19 protein-coding genes are annotated in these 19,223 nt (G+C 57.4%); 8 read left to right on the top strand and 11 right to left on the bottom strand.

All coding sequences use genetic code 11. From position 1 onward, the window contains the following. Positions 1-15 precede the first annotated feature (15 nt). The 5 genes from RCI20_RS10635 (at position 16) to RCI20_RS10655 (ending at position 3,505) form a co-directional block, all read left to right on the top strand. The gene (locus tag RCI20_RS10635; protein WP_306605259.1) at positions 16-1,206 is read left to right on the top strand and encodes a beta-ketoacyl-[acyl-carrier-protein] synthase family protein; all 1,191 of its coding nucleotides are present in this window, start codon (positions 16-18) and stop codon (positions 1,204-1,206) included. Further along, a complete protein-coding gene (locus RCI20_RS10640) occupies positions 1,203-2,015 on the top strand; it encodes a beta-ketoacyl synthase chain length factor (protein ID WP_306605261.1) in 813 nt (270 codons plus the stop codon). Before RCI20_RS10635 ends, RCI20_RS10640 begins: the two co-directional genes overlap by 4 nt. Beyond that, positions 2,009-2,470 (top strand): hotdog family protein, encoded by a 462-nt coding sequence (locus RCI20_RS10645; RefSeq protein WP_306605263.1) that lies wholly within the window; start codon positions 2,009-2,011, stop codon positions 2,468-2,470. Before RCI20_RS10640 ends, RCI20_RS10645 begins: the two co-directional genes overlap by 7 nt. Continuing rightward, a complete protein-coding gene (gene fabG, locus RCI20_RS10650; RefSeq protein WP_306605265.1) occupies positions 2,467-3,186 on the top strand; it encodes a 3-oxoacyl-ACP reductase FabG in 720 nt (239 codons plus the stop codon). Before RCI20_RS10645 ends, fabG begins: the two co-directional genes overlap by 4 nt. A 73-nt stretch (positions 3,187-3,259) precedes the next feature. Beyond that, the gene (locus RCI20_RS10655) at positions 3,260-3,505 is read left to right on the top strand and encodes a hypothetical protein (protein ID WP_306605267.1); all 246 of its coding nucleotides are present in this window, start codon (positions 3,260-3,262) and stop codon (positions 3,503-3,505) included. Positions 3,506-3,595: 90 nt separating this feature from the next. Here the strand turns inward: RCI20_RS10655 and RCI20_RS10660 are convergent, their stop codons facing one another. Next, positions 3,596-4,492 (bottom strand): LysR family transcriptional regulator, encoded by an 897-nt coding sequence (locus tag RCI20_RS10660; protein ID WP_306605269.1) that lies wholly within the window; start codon positions 4,490-4,492, stop codon positions 3,596-3,598. Positions 4,493-4,634: 142 nt separating this feature from the next. On the opposite strand from RCI20_RS10660, the gene RCI20_RS10665 reads away from it, so the two are divergent. The 3 genes from RCI20_RS10665 to RCI20_RS10675 all read left to right on the top strand — a co-directional run bounded on the left by RCI20_RS10665 (position 4,635) and on the right by RCI20_RS10675 (position 7,135). Next, entirely contained in the window at positions 4,635-6,086 is a 1,452-nt protein-coding gene (locus RCI20_RS10665; protein ID WP_306605271.1) for an MFS transporter, read from the top strand. Positions 6,087-6,286: 200 nt separating this feature from the next. Further along, entirely contained in the window at positions 6,287-6,730 is a 444-nt protein-coding gene (locus RCI20_RS10670; protein WP_306605273.1) for a hypothetical protein, read from the top strand. 45 nt (positions 6,731-6,775) lie between these two features. Next, a complete protein-coding gene (locus tag RCI20_RS10675) occupies positions 6,776-7,135 on the top strand; it encodes a DUF1801 domain-containing protein (RefSeq protein WP_306605275.1) in 360 nt (119 codons plus the stop codon). Positions 7,136-7,212: 77 nt separating this feature from the next. Here RCI20_RS10675 and RCI20_RS10680 read toward each other — a convergent pair whose 3' ends face one another. The 10 genes from RCI20_RS10680 to RCI20_RS10725 all read right to left on the bottom strand — a co-directional run bounded on the left by RCI20_RS10680 (position 7,213) and on the right by RCI20_RS10725 (position 19,145). Continuing rightward, positions 7,213-8,412, bottom strand: a complete 1,200-nt coding sequence (locus tag RCI20_RS10680) for a cation:proton antiporter (RefSeq protein WP_306605277.1) — start codon at positions 8,410-8,412, stop codon at positions 7,213-7,215. Continuing rightward, complete coding sequence (locus RCI20_RS10685) at positions 8,409-9,155, bottom strand: class I SAM-dependent methyltransferase (RefSeq protein ID WP_306605279.1); 747 nt, start codon at positions 9,153-9,155, stop codon at positions 8,409-8,411. Before RCI20_RS10685 ends, RCI20_RS10680 begins: the two co-directional genes overlap by 4 nt. Positions 9,156-9,179: 24 nt before the next feature. After that, positions 9,180-9,941, bottom strand: a complete 762-nt coding sequence (locus RCI20_RS10690; protein ID WP_306605281.1) for a glycosyltransferase family 2 protein — start codon at positions 9,939-9,941, stop codon at positions 9,180-9,182. A gap of 3 nt (positions 9,942-9,944) precedes the next feature. Further along, positions 9,945-10,712, bottom strand: a complete 768-nt coding sequence (locus RCI20_RS10695) for a 1-acyl-sn-glycerol-3-phosphate acyltransferase (RefSeq protein ID WP_306605283.1) — start codon at positions 10,710-10,712, stop codon at positions 9,945-9,947. A 5-nt stretch (positions 10,713-10,717) separates the two neighbouring features. After that, entirely contained in the window at positions 10,718-11,761 is a 1,044-nt protein-coding gene (locus tag RCI20_RS10700; RefSeq protein ID WP_306605285.1) for a hypothetical protein, read from the bottom strand. A 1-nt stretch (position 11,762) separates the two neighbouring features. Beyond that, positions 11,763-13,097, bottom strand: a complete 1,335-nt coding sequence (locus RCI20_RS10705; protein ID WP_306605287.1) for an NAD(P)/FAD-dependent oxidoreductase — start codon at positions 13,095-13,097, stop codon at positions 11,763-11,765. A gap of 87 nt (positions 13,098-13,184) precedes the next feature. Then, positions 13,185-14,831: a B12-binding domain-containing radical SAM protein gene (locus RCI20_RS10710; RefSeq protein WP_306605289.1), complete on the bottom strand. Its 1,647-nt coding sequence runs from the start codon at positions 14,829-14,831 to the stop codon at positions 13,185-13,187. Positions 14,832-14,895: 64 nt separating this feature from the next. Next, on the bottom strand, positions 14,896-15,672 hold the full coding sequence (locus RCI20_RS10715) for a TSUP family transporter (RefSeq protein ID WP_306605291.1): 777 nt from the start codon (positions 15,670-15,672) through the stop codon (positions 14,896-14,898). Positions 15,673-16,021: 349 nt separating this feature from the next. Next, positions 16,022-18,340 (bottom strand): ATP-binding protein, encoded by a 2,319-nt coding sequence (locus RCI20_RS10720; protein WP_306605293.1) that lies wholly within the window; start codon positions 18,338-18,340, stop codon positions 16,022-16,024. A 4-nt stretch (positions 18,341-18,344) separates the two neighbouring features. Next, positions 18,345-19,145: a substrate-binding domain-containing protein gene (locus RCI20_RS10725; RefSeq protein ID WP_306605295.1), complete on the bottom strand. Its 801-nt coding sequence runs from the start codon at positions 19,143-19,145 to the stop codon at positions 18,345-18,347. Positions 19,146-19,223 lie beyond the last annotated feature (78 nt).

Here is a 19,223-nt window from a genome sequence, read left to right on the forward strand (position 1 = left end):
GTTCCGGGCATCAACGTGACTCCCTTTGTGCTTTCTTCCTTCACTGCCACCACCTGCCTAGGGCGTGGTCTCGCGGCGACACGGCAGGTCTTGCAGCAGGGGCATAGCGGGCTGCAACCCTGCAATTTCGAATCGGTCAATCTCGATACCTGGATCGGCGAAGTTACTGCGGTCGACGACGAAAAACTGCCGGAATTGCTGGCCCATTACGATTGCCGCAACAACCGGCTGAGCCAAATGGGTCTGGAGACCGACGGTTTTGCCGACCGCGTGCGCGCAGCCATCGCCCGTTATGGTCGCGACCGGGTCGGCGTCTTCCTCGGCACCAGCACGGCCGGCATCCTGCAGACCGAACTGGCCTACCGGCGCCGCGATCCGGCAAACGGCGCATTGCCCGACGACTTCATTTACCGGACGACGCACAACTCCTTCTCGCTGGCCGAATTCACCCGTGATTATTTCGGGCTGGAAGGCATGGCGATGGCGATCTCCACCGCCTGTTCGTCGAGCGCCAAGGTGTTCGCCGCCGCCGCACGCCAGATGACGCTCGGTACCATCGATGCCGCCATCGTCGGCGGTGTCGATACGCTGTGTCTGACCACACTGTACGGCTTCGCCTCGCTGCAACTGACCTCGAACCAGGCTTGTCGCCCCTACGACGCCGCACGTAATGGCATCTCGGTCGGCGAAGCGGCGGCTTTTGCACTGCTCGAACGCGCCGACCAGGCCACACCCGGCGCCGTGCTGCTGCTCGGCACCGGCGAATCGAGCGACGCTTATCACATGTCCTCGCCCCATCCGGAAGGCCTGGGGGCCAAGCTGGCGATGGAGGCCGCGCTGCGCTCGGCCAATCTTGCGGTCGACGCGATTGATTACATCAATTTGCACGGGACAGCGACGCCGGCCAACGACGCAGCCGAAGGCAAGGCCGTCGGTGCGCTATTCGGCCAGCGCGTCCCCTGCAGTTCGACCAAGGGTGCGACCGGCCACACCCTGGGAGCCGCCGGTGCCGTTGAAGCCGTGATTTGTGCGCTGGCCTTGCAGGATGGATTCCTGCCGGGCAGTCCGGGCACCGCCCAGCTCGATCCGGCAATTTCCCTGCAATACTTGTTGAGCGGACGCGAGGGCAGGGTGCGTCACGCCTTGTCCAATTCCTTCGGTTTCGGCGGCAGCAATTGCAGCCTGATTTTCGGGATCGCACCATGAGTCTTGCCCAGACGTCACCGCTCACCGCCTGGATCGAAGGCATCGGATTCCTGGCCCCCGGCCTGCCGGACTGGCCCAGCGCCCGCGCCGTTTTGTGCGGTGAACAGCCGTTGACCGCAGCACCGTCCATCCTGCCCACGCCGGCCAGCCTGCCGCCGGCCGAACGCCGCCGGGCCAGCCGGGTCGTCAAACTAACGTTGGCCATCGGCCTGGAAGCCGCCGCCCATGCCGGCGCCGATGTCAGCACGCTGGCTACGGTGTTTGCCGCCTCCGGCGCCGACGGGCACAACTGCCACGCGCTATGCGAACAACTGGCGACCGACGACCGGCAGATTTCACCAACGCGTTTCCATAATTCCGTGCACAACGCAGCCGCCGGTTACTGGGGCATCGCCACCCATGCGATGGCCCCCTGCCAGGTGATCTGCGCCTACGATGCCAGCTTTGGCGCCGGTTTGCTCGATGCACTCGGCCAACTGGTGGTCGATCAACAAGCCATCCTGCTCATCGCCTACGACAGCGAATATCCTGAGCCGCTGCACGCCAAGCGCGACACACCGGATTGCGGCGGTATCGCACTTTTGCTCACGCCGGCACGAAGCCAGCGCTCACTGGCCGCGATCACCGTCAGCTCATCCAGCGCACCGGCAGACCGCCTGGCCCATGCCGGGCTGGAGCAATTGCGCACGACAATTCCTGCACTCCGCTCGCTACCGTTATTGCAGAAACTGGCAAACGGGCAGGGCGGCTCGGTCTGCCTGGATTACTTGCCGCCGATGCAACTGCAGATCGATATCGCGCCGTGCTGACAGTCGTGCCAGATCGCGCCTGGATCGCCGCCCATATTCCGCATCAAGGCAACATGTGCCTGCTCGATACTGTGGTCGACTGGTCGGCAGACGCAATTTCCTGCCGCGCCGTCAGCCACACCGACCCAGCCAATCCGTTGCGCGCAGACAACCGGCTGGGCATCGCCAGCGGTATTGAATACGCGGCACAGGCGATGGCCGTACACGGCGCATTGCTGGCCGATACCGGGGATCAACCGCGCCAAGGCTACCTGACCAGCGTGCGCGGCGTGCAGTTGCATGCCAGCCGACTCGACGATCTGCCCGGCGCACTCGACGTGCAGGCCGAACGCCTGTCCGGCGACGGCAATACCATCCTTTATTCTTTTTCCGTCGCCCACGAAGGACGTTGCCTGCTCGAAGGGCGCGCCGCCGTGGTCCTCGACGCCAGTTCCCTGGAGAAACCCGTCTCATGAAACGTGCTCTCGTCACTGGCGGCAGCGGCGGCATCGGCGCCGCAATCTGCCGGCGCCTGGCCGCCGACGGCCATCACGTCATCGTCCACGCCAACCGCAATCCGGACAAAGCTGCCGCTATCGCAGCCGAGATCATCGCCAATGGCGGCAGTGCCGAAGCGATCAGTTTCGACATCACCGACCGATCTGCCAGCGCAGCGACGCTTGAGCAGTTGCTCAACGCTGGCAGCATCCAGATCCTGGTCAACAACGCCGGCATCCACGCCGACGCAGTATTTCCCGGCATGTCCGGCAAGCAGTGGGACAGCGTCCTCGACGTCTCGCTGAACGGCTTTTTCAATGTCACGCAACCCCTGACGTTGCCAATGATCCGCACCCGCTGGGGTCGCATCATCAATATTTCATCGGTCGCGGCGATTGCCGGCAACCGGGGCCAGGTCAATTATTCAGCGGCCAAGGGCGCGCTGCACGCCGCCACCAAGTCGCTGGCGCTGGAAGTGGCCAGCCGTGGCATCACGGTCAATGCCGTCGCACCGGGCATCATCGCCACCGACATGATTGAAGGCAGCTTCGATGGCGAAGCGATCAAGAAGCTGGTGCCGATGCAGCGCGCCGGCCAACCGGAGGAAGTCGCCAATCTGGTGGCTTTCCTGGCTTCCGACCAAGCCGCCTATATTTCCGGCCAGATCATTTCGATCAACGGCGCGATGATTTGAGCCTGGCGGCAACTGCGCTGTCGTAGCGGGTATCTGCTAAATTAGTCATGCATCGTCCCCACTGGAGGCAATCATGAGCAATACGAATCCGCTGACTCTGCATCAGGCCGCATTGACCCTGGTTTCCGACGCCGCGCAGGCGCACGAGATGGAAACCCGCCTGGCCCATGCCATCGAACACGGCGAATTGCGCGCCAACGTCAAACGCTGGGCGACCGAACAATGGGAAGGCAAGCAATTGCCCGGCAACATCAATCGCCTGGAAACCTTTATCGATCCGGCTGAATTGGCAGCCTGGCAAAAGGCTGGTGGCTGCTAAATGAGAGATTTCTACCGAGATAGCGGAGAGTCAAGAATGACTGAAAAATGATTCAGAACCCGACACTCGACTCTGTCAATATCGGACCAATCATCTCAGCGCAGCACAGACATCTCTGATCTGACTGCGTAGCCATCGATGTGCGGGATCGGCATCCTGTCTCGGGTGCCAAAGCAATGAAACCGTGATCTCTGGCGTGGAAACCGGAATGGGGAAGCTATGCATGCCGGCGCGCAGGTTTCCGGTATGTCGTTCGGGAACGCTGGCGATCAGGTCCGAGGCACGAGCCAGAGCCAGCGCCGTCGAAAATCCGCCAACGATGGTGACGATCTTCCGTTCCAGCCCGAATGCCTTCAGGGACTCATCAATCGGCCCCTTGTCCACACCCTGACGCGAGACGTAGACATGTCGTCCAGCCGCATAGCGGGCAGGTGTGACTTCCCCTTGGCTCAGCGGGTGTCCCATGCGGACGACGCCAATGAAACGGTCCCGGAACAAGGCCTGCACACGTAGTTCCGGCGCTGTCGTCTGCGCCACAACACCGGTTTCCAGATCGACCAGCCCGTCGCGCAGCGGCTTGCTGTCCTTGTCCGGTTTTTGCACGAAGCACAGGCGCACACCGGGTGCTTCCTCGCCGACGCGGGCGATCAACTCCGGCCCGAAATTTTCGACAAAACCCTCGCTGGTCCGCAGCGTGAAGGTTCTCTCCAGTTGTTTGAGATTGAGCTTTTCGGTCGGGCGTAAAACTGCCTCCCCATCCTGCACCAGTTGGCCGACGCGCTCACGCAGTTCGATGGCGCGCGGCGTCGGCACGAGACCGCGCCCAGCCCTGACCAGCAACGGATCGCCCGTCGTCTCGCGCAATCGCGCCAGCGCCCGGCTCATCGCCGACGGGCTGAGCCGCAGCCGCCGGGCAGCGCGTGCCACGCTGCCTTCGGCGAGCAAGACATCAAGGGTGAACAGCAGGTTCAGATCAGGTCGAGACATGGGGCAACGATAGCAGTGTTTATTCAATATATGGCGTCATATGCATTTATAAGCTGCAAATGCTGCGTCTTCCGCCATGTCATGCAAGGGCCTAGGATTCAGATAGCCCCAGCGGAAGCGCACTACCTGAAAGGAGTTCACGGTGAAAAAAATCGTTGCAGCACACATTGAAACGGCGTCTCGACGCGCGGAAACGACGCCGTCAGTGCGCTGGACGCTGGCCAGCCTGGCGCTTTCCGTACTGCTGTCGTCACTCGGTACGAGTATTGCCAATGTGGCTTTGCCGAGCCTGGCGGAGGCGTTCAATGCCTCCTTCCAGGCAGTCCAGTGGATCGTCATCGCCTATCTGCTCGCCATCACCACCCTGATTGTCAGCGCCGGACGGCTAGGTGACATCGTTGGTCGCAGAAGGCTGCTATTGATCGGAGTTTCATTGTTCACGCTGGCCTCGCTCCTCTGCGGCATGGCGCCAACCCTGTGGCTGCTGATTGCTGCGCGGACGCTGCAAGGGCTTGGCGCAGCAATCATGATGGCCCTCGCCATGGCCTTCGTCGGCGAGACAGTGCCGAAGGAAAAAACAGGCAGTGCCATTGGCCTGCTGGGAACGATGTCGGCAGTTGGCACCGCGCTTGGCCCATCACTTGGTGGCGCCTTGATTGCCGGGTTTGGTTGGCGGGCAATATTTTTCATCAACCTGCCGCTGGGGGCGCTCACACTCTATCTCGCCCATCGTTACCTGCCCGTTGATCAAAGGAAAGCGAAAATGGAGCGCACTGGCTTCGACGCGACAGGCACGCTACTCCTGGCCCTGACGCTTGCCGCCTATGCGCTGGCGATGACTATCGGACAAGGCAGTTTCGGTCGGCTCAACATGGTGCTGCTTTTGGTTGCCTTTGTCGGCGCTGGTCTTTTCATGTTTGCCGAAGCAAGAACCAAATCACCCTTGATCCAAATGGCGATGTTTCGCAAGCTTGAGCTGAGTGCAAGCTTGGCTACCAGTGCCCTCGTTTCAACAGTGATGATGGCGACACTGGTGGTCGGGCCGTTCTATCTCTCTCGTTCGCTGGAACTTGACGCGGCAATGGTTGGACTCGTCCTGTCGGTCGGCCCGGCGGTAGCTGCGCTAACCGCCGCACCTGCGGGGCGTTTGACAGACCGACTGGGCACCCAATGTGTTACCACAACAGGACTCATCGGTATGGCGACCGGCGCCATCACGCTATCCATGTTGCCGATGTTGTTCGGCATCTCCGGCTACCTTGCACCCCTCGTCGTCATTACCACCAGCTACGCGTTCTTTCAGACAGCCAACAACACGGCCGTGATGACAGACGTCAGCCCGGAGCAACGCGGTGCCATTTCCGGCATGCTTAACCTGTCGCGCAACCTCGGGCTTATCACCGGCGCATCCGTCATGGGCGCAGTCTTCGCCTACGGATCCGCGTCGAATGACATTGCAACAGCGCCCTCAGATGCCGTTGCCACCGGTATGCGGATCACCTTCGCCGTCGCCGCGGCCCTCGTCATCATCGCACTTGCCATCTCTGCCGGAGCTTACCGTCGTGCACTCCGGAATCGACTCGCAACTCCATAAGTAGAAAATTCAGGTTCAACTATCGCGGATTATTGTTGCTGGATGGCAAAGCCCGTGGAATCAGATGGACGACCTACCCAATAGACATAGGCTTCCTCTGTACGTATGCTGCAGTGCAAGTCGCAACACCAAGTTAGGGAGCAACACGCTTCTCCCAAAACAAAGCGTTGCCACATCCCCGCAGGCGAGAGGAACATTCCATGAAAATCAGCACAGAAACGCCCAATCTTTACACCAACCAGCGCACACCGACGCCCGGCAAGGCACATACCAACTCCACGTCGTTTTCCGCAGCGCTAACGGCGGCCAAGACCGAAACATCTACCGTCAAGCCAGCAGATTTCACCAGCATGACCCGTCAGGAAATGTTCGATTGGATGAACGACCAAATTCGCAGTGGAAAAATGTCGCTCGATGAAAGTTCGCCTTTCTTGGGGATGACAATGAAGATATCCGTAGCGACCGGCCAACCGGTCAATATGTCTACAGATTTCGAGCGCTTCAATTTCGTTGAAAAGGCGCGCTTGGGTGTCGAAGGAGCGCGGTCACGCAACGACCAAGATTCAGCCAAGAACCTGCAGCGCGCCATCGAAATAATGCAAAGAAACCAGGGACAGGCAATCAATATTGCTGCACGTGCATAACAAACCACTTTGGCGTAACGCTCACCACTGAAAAGTTCTGACACCATGCCCACCGAACGCATCTCAAAACTACTCGAAGACATGCGTCTTCTCGATCCTGAGCGCTTCGAGCTTGTGCAAGCACTGAGAAAAGCCATCCTTGGTTTGGACTCCTTTATCTCCGAGGAAGTGAAATACGGTGGCATTTTGTTCTCAGCCGAGAAGCCCTTTTGCGGCATCTTCTCTTATGCAAAGCACGTTTCGCTGGAGTTTGGTGCGGGCGCATCTCTCCCGGACAAATTCAAGGTACTTGAGGGTGAAGGCAAGTTACGCCGCCACATCAAGCTTTCGTCTGCACAGGACATCGCGGAAAAGCATGTCGGCGAGTATCTTCTTTTGGCGCTCAGGGCACCCCAAAAGCCGTAAGTTGGGAAGTTGGGGCTCGCATCACCAAGAGCCGAATCTGCCCCATTTCCCCGGTCGACCGTAAAAATCCGCAATTTTCAGGCCGAACGCCCGATCAGTTCTTTCAAGCGCGCCAGCTTCGGCGCCACCATTGGCACCGTCAGCATCGTACTCGCCACGGCCATCAGCAAGAGTGCGGTGAACGCCTCGCTGGTGATGATTTCGCGGTCGAGCAGGATGTTGGCGAAGATGATCATGATTAGCGCCTTGGTCTGCAGCAGCCAGCCGATGATCGATGCTTCGCCCGGCGCCCAGTTCAGGATGCGGCCGGCGATACGCACGCCGATCAGCTTGCCGGCGACCGATGCGACGAGCAGCAGCGCGGCGGCGACGAAGACCGTTTCGCCACCCAGCGTCCAGTTGGTACGCAAGCCGGTGGACAGGAAAAATACCGGCATGGCGACAAGCAGCACGTGGTGGCGCAGCAAATCCATTTTTTCCTGATCGAACCATTCGGCTTCCATCACTGCACCCGCCAGGAAAGCGCCGACCATGAAATGCAGGCCGGCCCAGTCGGCACCGAAACCGCAGACGGCGAGCCAGATCAGCGCGACGTACCAGCGGTCGCGCTCGACCAGGCGGGCCATCAATTTGTGGAACAGCCAGCCGATCACGACAAAGGCCAGCAGGAAGACCAGTTGTTTGCCGACCCGGCTCCAGTCCATCAGGATCAGCGCCAGCACGCCCCAGATCGCAATGTCGTCCAGGCTGGCGTAACGCAGGATGCGCTGACCGATGGGCTGGCGCAGCACGTCCAGCTTTTCCATGAACAGGATCAGGATGGGCAGGGCGGTCACCGCACAGGCCATGCCAACACCCAGGATGAACTGCCAGCGCAAGCCTTGCGCGCCCAGCCAGCCGTCAGCCAACAGCAAAATCCCCGCCGCCACACTACCGAGCAGCAACGGTACACCCAAAGCCAGACCAGCGGTAATGCCGCTTTCCCGCCGATAGGCCCAGGCTTTTCTCAGGTCCAGCTCGATACCGGCGATCATCACGAAAATCATCACCGCCCACCAGGCGATGCCGTTCAGCGACTGGATGACCGGCGCCGTGAAGACGAAACTGTAGTAATCGGGAAAGGCCTGACCGAGCACGCCGGGGCCGAGCAGGATGCCGGTCAGAATCTGTACGACAACCAGCGGCGCGTAATACTCGGTACGGCCGATCCGCCAGATCAGCCAGGGCAGCGCGAAGATCAGGATCATCGCGATCAGGAAGAGTTCGGTGGTATTCACGGCCGGCGCGCGGTGTATTCGCGGAAAATACCGAAGGTCAGCGAGCACTGCACATCGACAAAACCGGCCCGGCGCAGGGCGTCGAGAATGCGCTCCGGCTCGATGGCTGCTTCGATGGTGTCGCCGTAATAGGCCCAGAGCCGGCCGACATCGGCATAACGTCCCATCAACCGGGCCAGCAAAGGCACCACGCCACCGATGTAGGCGCGCAAGGCGAGTTGCCCCAGACGATTTTGCGGTCGACTGATCTCCATCAGACAAACGCTACCGCCCGGTTTGAGGACGCGCAGATATTCGCTGAAGGCCTGGTCCATGTCGCCGACGTGACGCAGCGCGTAGCCCATCGAAACGAAATCGACGCAGGCATCGGGCAAGGGAATCGATTCGGCGTAGGCGACCAGCGTTTCCACGTCGAGCTTCTTGCGCAGTTCGGCCAGCATGCCGGGCGAGGGATCAAGCGCCACCACCCGGCCCGTTGGCCCGACCAGTTCCTGCGCCGCCACGGCCACCAGACCGGTTCCGGCGGCCACGTCGAGCACATGCATGCCCGGCTGCAAGCCACAGCGCTGCAGGACCTCGCGGCGATACCAGGCACCACTGCCCAGCGCGGTAATGCGTTCGGCGTTGTCGTAGCCGGGCGCCGCCTCGTCGAACATCGTGCGCGTGACGGAACGCCGCTCCGCTTCATCGGCAAAATAGGTGTTCAGGCGAGGATCTTTTTTCAGCGCGGCGTTTTTTTCCATGGTTCCTGGACAGACGAGAGATTTTTATGGGTGCAGCAAGCGCCGGACAATCAGCCCGGGCAACCGCCAGATAAAACCGAGAAACAAGCGGGTATGCATCCAGGTCAGCAAGGTGTTGTCGCGCAGGTAACGAAAATGCGAGACGCCGCCTTCGTCGGGCCGGAAATAGCGCACCGGCGCATCCTTGTTGATTGGCCAGACACCGGCCCAGCACAGGCGGACCACGGCTTCCGGATCGAAATCGAAACGCCGCATCCAGCGGTTGTTGCGCATGATGCGGATCAGCGGGGTCACCGGGTAAACGCGAAAACCGTACAAGGAATCACCGATCCCCATCCACAGGGTTTCCAGATTGGCCCAGGCATTCGAGACCTTGCGGCCATTGACGCGCAAGGCCGGGGCATCGGCGGCGAAAACCGGCTTGCCAAGCACCATCGCGGCCGGCGCAGCCTGCGACGCGGCCATGAAATCGGGAATCAGCTCGACCGGGTGTTGACCGTCGGAATCCATCGTCAGGGCATGCGTAAAGCCTTCGCTGGCAGCCAGGGTGAGCCCTTCCAGCACGGCGCTCCCCTTGCCGCGGTTTTCCGGCAGCACGATGACGCGCAAACCGGGATCGGCCAGCGCCATGGCTTGCAATGGCTCGATGCTGCCGTCGGTACTGCCGTCGACCACGACCCAGACCGGTGTCCACTGTGCCCGTGCAGCACGCACGGTATCCATGACCTTGGGGCCTGGGTTGTAACTGGGGATCAGGACAAAGTGGGTCGTTGAGACGAGTGACATGATTCAGACTGCTGCGGTCGACGGTGAAAACGAGGCTAATTCACTGCGGAAATAGGCCTCCAGTTCGCGGGTAAAGACCTTGACGTTGCCCGGCGGGTCGAAACGCCGACCCAGCCGGATGCGGCAATGCAGCGGTAACGATGCCGGCCGGAACAAAGGCCAGGCCTTGCCCAGGTAGGGCGTGGAAAATTCGATCAGCAAAGTTTGCACTGGCACCTTGGCCCGCCCGGCAATCAGCCCCGTCGTCGGCATGCAGGTATCAAGCGGCATATTCCGCGTGCGCGTACCTTCCGGAAAGATGACGAGATGCGCCCCGGCATGCAACTCCTCGCGTGCCTTGATGATCATCTCGATCGCTGCATTGTTACCGATATACCTGGCCAACCGGGCTGCTGCACCGAACAGGATGTTGTCGAGCAAGCTCGCTTTCATGATGCAGACCGCTTTGGGCAAGCGTGACAGGATCATTGGCGCATCAAGCAGCGAGGGATGATTGGCCACCAGGATCAGCGGGCCTTCGTCGCGTAATTGATCCAGATCGCTCAGATCGAAACGGCAGGCGCAGCAGGTTTGCAGAAAAGCCAGATAAATGCGCATGCCCCAACGAATGGCCTGACGCCCCAGCGGCAAGCCAATGCGCCGCGGTAGCAGGGGATTGAGCAACATGGCAAAGGGCAACCAGATCAGGCAGATGACGGCCAGTCCGCCCAAGCCGCAATACATCGCGACATACTCGTACAGGCGCCACAGGATTTTTTTTTCTTGATGCAACGGATTCACAATGGCTCAGCCGGGTGCTTGGCGGATGCGCCGGATTCCAGCGAATGCATTGCCATGGCTTCAATTTCAACCAGCAGATCGGCGCGACAGATATCAGCCTCGACATAGACGATCCCGGCATCGCCGAGGGTCGGCGACAAAATGTTCCGAACAACCGGGTAATCGGCGGCATGCCGCAGGTAAACCCGGTAAATCAGCGCATCCGGCATGAACCGGGCCGAGCGGCACAGGCGATTGGCTTCACTCACCACGGCAAGGATATTGGCCAGCGATTCGCTGCATTGCCCGGCGATATCTCCCGGATGCACCGTCTGATGTCCAACAATGCTCGCGGTACCGGAGATGAAGAGAATTTCCTGCCCCGGCGGGTAGACCAGCGCAGCACGCGAAAAGATCGGGCTACGCGGTCCGTATTCAGCCGGATAGTGATAAGCACTGATCTGCCGGGGATTTTCCACCGCCACGGCGGGTACTGCACCAGCCAGGAATGCAATGGACAACGGTCCCGCTGACAAGCCGATGGCACAAGCGGCCGGCACATTGCCGGTCGTCCCTTGGCGACAAGCCAGAAATGCATCCTGGCGACCGATGTTGAATTGCCGGTAACGCTCCAGGCCTGCCGTTTCTTCATTGATCCCGGCCAGGTAATTCCAGACACGCCACAAGGCCGGCAGCTTCTGGGCGTCGAGCAAGCGAAAGATCCGGCGATAGGCTTCCTCGCTGGCTGCCTGAATGGCCGGACAGCCAGCGGCGGAAAAATCTGCTTCGTCCAGCTCGATCACGCCGTACAGCACATCGCCAGCACGGCGCCAGGCGATCCCTTCGTCACAACCGGACCGACAGGGTGCATCAACCCACCAGACATCGCACAAGGTGCTTGCTGTCGATCCTGGCAGATGCGCGGAAATATGCTGTTGTGGCCAGTTGACCGCAGAATTTTCACTACCGAGCCTGGCACCGCCCAGAATACAGCCCGTTTCACGTGAAACGACTGAATGGCTCAGTTGAGCCACACCGGATACAAAATTCAGGAAAGACACGTCAGACCGAATCCATCGCCGGATCATCAACCCGGCGAATATTGAAACGCCGGCGCTTCCAGCCCATGAAAGCGCGCTTCGGCTGAATCAGGTTGGCAATGTAATAGAGCAGCTTGAACATCCAGATCGAACGCCAGATCGGCGTCTTGCCGAAAACATCGCCGGCCAGCACGGAAAGTAGCGCTTCCTTGACCCGGAAGATGTTCTTCGGATACATGAAAAAATCGCGCATGATCGGATTGGTGACCCGGTAAATGAACCAGGAAAATTCCTTCGGCCCATGCTTCATCTGGCGATCGAAATGTTTGAGTGCGGCTGCCGCAGTGGCCGGATTTTTCAAGCAGCTATCGACGGCCTCGGCACCGAGCACACCACTGTTCATTGCCAGCCAGACACCGGATGAAAATACCGGATCAATGAAGGCGTAAGCGTCTCCGAGCAACAGGTAATTCTTTCCGTGATTTCTTTCCGAAACATAGGAAAAATTGCCGGTGGCTTCGACGTCATGGACCAGCGTTGAATCCTTGAGGCGTTCCGCCAACGGCGGACACATGGCAATACCGTCGCGCAGGAACTGCTCCAGACTGCGTTCGCCCCGGGTTTTCATGTAATACGGCCAGGTCACCATACCGACGCTGGTCACGTCATTGACCATGGGGATGAACCAGAACCAGCCGTGTTCAAACCAGAAGATGGTGATGTTGCCGCTGGCTTGTCCCTCATGCCGGCGGGCTTGGGAAAAATGGCCATAAACCGCGGAACTGTTGTGGCGCGGATTGCGCTGTTTGATTTGAAAACGGTTGGCGAGGAAGGTATCCCGGCCGGATGCATCGATCAGAAATCGGGCCTGCCACTCCTGTTCAGCGCCATCATCGTGCTGTGCCCGCACCAGTACGCTGTCGTCTGGCTGGAAATCAACCGACTTGGCCTTGCACGTCTCGAAGACCTCGACGCCTTTTTTGGCCGCATTGCGAATCAGCACCGTATCGAATTCGGCCCTCGGCACCTGGTAAGCGTAAGGCATGGATTTATCCCAGGCATCGGCAAACTCGAAGGTCTGGGTGTGGTCGTGATGCGGCGAAACAAACTCCGCACCGTGTTTTTCCATCCCGATAGCGCGCACTTCGTCAGCAATACCCAGACGTTCGAACAAGGGCAGATTGGCCGGCAACAAGGATTCACCGATATGGAATCGCGGATGCCTGGCTTTTTCCAGCAGCACCACCTTGTAGCCTTTTTCCGCCAGCAATGGCGCAATCGTGGAACCAGCAGGCCCACCGCCAATGACCAGTACATCGCACTGACGACGTTCAACTGCTTGTATTTGCTGCGTCATCCGGGTCTACCTTTTCAAAACTTTTCTGTCACGACAAGGCTATCAGCATGACATGCCCAGCCAAAAACCTTGGCAAAGGACCGAGGATTATACTGCCACCACACTCGCTGACGGGGTGCTGCAACTCGCACCAACGTATTCGACGGGAATAATCTGCTTCATGGCATCGCGTCGGGTCAATTTGACCGGCGACATGGCGACGATATTGTCGATCTGCAGATCAGTCGACAGTTGCGGCTTGAGCCCCACCGGCTGGCGCGGATGCAGGCGGAATTCACGCTTGGCCTTTTCCAGCTGTTCCTTGTTGCTGCTGAAATAACGCGCCGCGGCGATGGTTTCCGGTAAATGCTTGAGCACATGCCACAAGCTCCAGCGGTGCTGCCAAAGGCGCTTGGCGAAACGGTGACGGTAAGCTTTGCTATCGTAGAAACGCTTGACGTGCCAGTTGTACAGCGCGTCCATTTCCTCACGCGACTTGAAACCTTCGGGCAAATATACGAAATTCAGGCAGTTCATCAGCCGCCAGTCCTCGATCATCTCGCCGCCGACGCCGCTGACACATTCGTCCCAGATCGGCGCGCCGTGCAGCGGGCTGAACTTGGTCATGTTCATTTCGTCGAGATCGAGCGACAGGATGAAATCGCTGGTGGTCTTGACCGTTGCCGGCGTCTCGCCCGGCATGCCGAAGATGAACAGGCCCTTGGCGCGCAGCCCGGCGGCGTGGATCTGGCGCACCGTATCGCGCACGGCATCCAGTGTGACGCCGGCCTTGTGGCGTTCCATCATCGCCGGATCGGCCGATTCGATACCCATCGATACCATCAGTGCGCCAGCCTGCTTCAGCTTGGCCAGCATTTCGTCCGAGGTATGGCCGGTGCGGATCGCACAATTCCACTGCACGCCGAGCGGCTTTTCGATCAACAGGTCACAGAGGTCCATGACGCGCTGTTTCTTGGCGGTGAACAGGTCGTCGTACATGTTGATGTGATAGACGCCGAAGTTGTCCCGCAGGTACTTCATGTGGTCGTAGGTGTATTGCGCCGAATTGGTCTTGTACAGGCGCTCGAACACCGTGCGGTCGCAGAACGAGCAGGTGTAGGGACAACCGCGCGAAGTGATCATCGTTGCACCGTAACGCTTTTCGTAGGCGAACAGCGGCAGGTGGTAGGCGTGCGGGAAACCGGCCAACTTCTCGTAGGCAGGGAAAGGTAACTCGTCAAGATCGAGAATGCGGTCACGCCGGGGGTTGACCGTGATATTGCCGTTTTCATTGCGCCAAATCAGGTTGCCTATGCCAGCCAACGGCTTGCCGTCGGCCAGATCGAGCAGGGCGCCTTCGCCCTCGCCAATGACCAGATAGTCAATTTCCGGAAACTGTTCGAGGATAGGTGCGCCGAGTGACGAGACATGGACATTGCCGAAAACTATTTTTATTTCCGGCCGGCGCTGACGAATATAGGCAGCAATCTCTAAGGCATCCATGAAACCCGATGTGGTAGCGGAAAAACCGACCATTTCAGGCTCAGTGGCCAGCACGATTTCCGCATTCTCGGCAATCGTCGGCGGTGCGTAAGGGCCAAGGCAGTCATGCAATTCCACGCTGTGGCCAAACTTTTCCAGCCAGCTTGCCAGTTGCATGATGCCAATCGGCGGCATGCGATTAGCCAGCACCGAAAAATCAGGCTGTCCCGGCACAAAATTAAAACCAGCAGGGTGAACGAGGGTGATACGCATGGAAGTCCTTTGTGAAGACTGCCAATTTTATTGGAAATTCAGGCAGCATGCGTTTCAACGAAAATCACGCGCCAGCCAAGGTATCCCAGGCAAATTTGATGATCAAAACGCCAACCACCAACAGGAACACGATCCGGATAAACCTGCTGCCATATTTAAGTGCCAGCCAGGTACCGGTAGCAGAACCCGCAACATTGGCGATTGCCATTCCCGCTGCCAGCAAGGCAATAACGTGACCAGCGGGCAGGAAGTAAGCCAGTGCGGCAAGATTTGTCGCCACATTCACCACCTTCGCACCGGCCGAAGCATGCAGAAAATCAAAGCCGAAAAACCGGATGAACAGAAAAATCAGAAAACTGCCAGTTCCCGGACCAAAAAACCCATCGTAAAACCCGATGACGCCACCAAGCAACAAGGCATACAAAAATTCATGGCGACCGCGATGCAGCGGCTGGTGTAGCAACCCGAAATCCTTGCGCATCAGGGTGTAGACCGCAGAAAAAACAAGCAGGACAAGAATCAATGGCCTGATCGCTTCCTTTGGTAACCAGGCAACGGCTGCTGCGCCGGCGTAAGACAACAAAAATGCAGATGCAGCCGCTGGCAGAATTGTCCGCCATGGCATGTCTACTTGCCGAGCATAACGCCAAGCTGCATTGGCCGTACCAAAAACGCTGGCTACCTTGTTGGTCCCGAATAAAGTTGCCGGGGCAACACCTGGTTGGGCAATAAACAAGGCTGGAATTTGTACAAGCCCACCACCACCCACGACAGCATCGACCAGACCAGCAACAAAAGCAGCAAAAATCAGCCAGCTCAAAACGGGTGGAAGTAGCTCCATGAATTACTCAGTGTAAGGAAGCAGTTTGAAGTGAAAAACCGGCGCGCAGTGTGTTTTCTGGGGGCACTATGTTGTTTTATATAAATACTTAAATATGAAGACTATGTTAACTACCTCAGAGACAAGTCTGTGGATAAGTTTATTTTTGTTATATAAAACAAATGGATGTGTTGATTATTTGGCGCTTGGCAAGTCCACTTGAAAGCTGTTGATGTAATGGGGACAGTTTTTCGACTTTGATGGATTCAGTGCTTTATCCACAAAGCGCACACAAGTTATGCACAGGTTTGTCTACAGACAATTTTGGCGATGAAACCCCCCGGCATACTGGATAACTTCAGGATTTTGTTCAGTTGATACCGAGCGCTTGCGTCAGTTTCTTGACATGACGCAGTACTGGCATGACTAATTCCCTGCAACTGGATATGTCGTTGCAGGCAGCGCTTTGTTCAAGCTGGCGTGCCGCTTCTTCACCAGTATCGGCAGCAAACGTCGAGAAGAGGCCTTTGAGGGTATGGGCATGGCGTTCGATCAAGCGGCAATCTTGAGCGCTGACAGCGGCTTCGAGATCACGTTGATACCCGGCTGAACCGCTAATAAAGAGATCCGCAAGTTCCTTGAAAAGTTGTTCATCGTCCAGCATTTCAATGACTCTGGCCCGATCAAAACAGGGTTGATCAGCTTCTGTAATGATTTCTGGTGATTTTTCCGAGAATAAACGGCGAATTTCACTTTCGAGAATCTTCAAGCTGATCGGCTTGGAGATATATCCGTCCATGCCTGCAGCAAAACATTGTTCTCGATCTTCGACCAAGGCATTTGCCGTCATGGCAATGATTGGCAAGCGCCTGGCCTCGGTATTTTGTGCTTCCAGGCGCCTGATTTCCCGAGTTGCCGCCAAACCATCCATTTCCGGCATTTCCATATCCATCAGGACCAGAGAGAAATCGTTTCCTGCCAATTTTTCCAATGCAATCAGGCCGTTTTCAGCAATATCGAATTCGAGCTGCAGGCGTTTAAGCATGGCAACGCCAAGTTGCTGATTGACCCGGTTATCGTCCACCAGCAGAACCCTGCCCTGAACAAGATGGAAAACGCTGTCGGCGCTTTGTTCACGCTGAGCCTGTTTGGGTACTTCAGGATTTTTTCCCAGAACCAGTGGCAGGGTTAGCCAGAAACAGGTGCCAACACCGACCGCACTCTCCGTTTCAATCGTGCCGCCCATGGCTTCGATCAATTCTTTCGAGATCAGCAGCCCCAGCCCGGTCCCCCCATATTTTCGCGTAATCGTTTCATCGGCCTGGGCAAATGGTTTGAACAAACGGGCAATGTTTTCTTCATCCATTCCGATGCCGGTATCGCGAATACTGAAAATCAACTGCTTGTTGTCGACCGCAATGCGCAATTCGACAGAACCTTGCTCGGTAAATTTGACTGCGTTAACCAGAAGATTGATCAAAACCTGGCGCAAGCGTGTCGGATCGCCAACTATTCGCTCAGGCAAGTCTGCGGCAATGTCCGAAATGAAGCTCAGACCACGGGCTGTAGCTTGGTCAAGAACAATGCTGCGCACGGAGTCGATGGTCTTTGGCAAATCGAATTCAATCTGTTCCAGTGTCATGCTGCCGGCTTCAATCTTGGCGTGATCAAGCACAGCGTTGATCAACTCCATGAGATGCTTGCCCGAACTGTTGATCAGATCGACATAGGTCTTTTGTGAAGGAGGAAGCGGCTCCGAACCGAGCAATTCTGCGAATCCGATAATGGCATTGAGCGGCGTACGCAACTCATGGCTCATGCGCGAAACAAATTCGGATTTTGCCCGGCTGGCCCTTTCGGCTTCATTTTTTGCCTGGCTCATTTCATCCAGGGCATCTTCCAGCTTCAGGTTGGCAATCTTGACCCGATGCAGAAAAACGATGCTCATCAAACCGGCCAGCATCATGACCAAGGCCATTAAGCCAATCTCGATTTTCTTGAGTCTGGCCCTTTGATCAGCCAAGGCGGCTTCCAATTCGAGCAAACGGCTATTTCCTTCAAAAAACAGACGGTTTGCATTTTCATCAAGGCGGGAAAAATAGGGTGGGAGATGCTTGAGGAATGCATCGAATTCGTCATGCAACAGGAAAAAACCTCGGTAATCATTATTTCCCTGATATGACCAGCCGCGTTCCAGCAACTTCTCCAACTCGCTAACGCGTTCCTGAACCTGATCGAGCAGGGGTGCTATCTCGATCATTTCCATCACATACGCACTGCTATTGCCGTCAGGGAGATAAGTCACTTCACGAATCATCTCATCACGACCTTCAAGATTCAGCAGCACCTCCTGCCGAATGATTCCCCCTTTTTCCAGGATGGAGAGGTCATGCTTCAGTTTGCTCAGATGACTGTCGATGGAACGTTTGACCCGCAACATGGCTGCCTGATTGCTCGTCGTAGCCAACAGGTACAGGTCTTTTTCCAGGTTGTGTATGCCCCGGACGATTTCCTCGCCGGCAAACAGACGCGCCCTTTCATTGGCACTCTTTGCCCGAAGTTCATCCTGCAGGCCATCGAAAAACACCATCAAGCCAAGAACGACCAGCAGGCACAGGAGCCCGACCCCAAGTAACCAACGGATTGACGGGTCCAGCTTGAAAAGAGATTTTTCGCCGGTAAAAGGCATCGGCTTAGCGGGTGATTACCGTTTTGTTGTCGAGGAAACCATATTTTCGGAAACTCGCCTGACCTTCCTCGCTGGCGGCAAAATCCATGAAGCGGCGGGTCAGGTCATTATGTTTGCTGCTTTTCAGCTTGATCAGCAGCAAGGCCTGCGGCTTGGCCAGTTTTGGGTCAAGATCGATCACATCGATTTTCGCCACGTTGTCAGGGAAGAAACCTGTCGCGCGCCAATTCATCGTGACATCGGCTTCACCCTTCTTCATGGCATTGACCAGGCTACGCGAGTCTGGCGACAGGAAAGCAACCTGTCTGATAACTTTCGGATAGATGGCGATGCTGTCGAGAATGTCCTTGGCTTCCTTGCCCACGCTGCCCGATTCGGCATTGCCGATAATGGCAATCAGATCCTTGCGCAATAATTCCCTGGGATCTGCTTTGACGCCTTTGGGATTTCCCTTGGCGACCATCAGCGCCATCTGGTTATAGCCAACAACCGTATGCTCAGCGAAAAGCCCTTCTTTCAGATGTTTCTCGCGATAGGTGGGTTCTCCCGGCAAGTACCAGTCGCCGACGCCACTTCTCTTGGCCGATTGAAACAGATCTTCGGAACCGCCTTGCGCGATGGAGATTTTGACGTTCTCCCGTTTCTCGAAATTATGGGCAATCTCGGTCATTGGGCGGACCATCGTGATGCCGCAATAAAGCAGCAATTCCGGCTTGGCGACCTGAGCCGAAACAGGCGCTGACAAGATGCCGAATGCCAGCATGAGAATGGATAAATATCTTGAACCGTAGCGGCGCAATGGCATGGAAAACCCCAGGATTTTGCTTAAACCTGAAGATTATACGCGCCGCCCCTGACAGGGGTATTCAGTGCGCTACTGCGA

Origin of the sequence: Azonexus sp., assembly GCF_030824335.1 — a bacterium.
Lineage (GTDB): Bacteria > Pseudomonadota > Gammaproteobacteria > Burkholderiales > Rhodocyclaceae > Azonexus.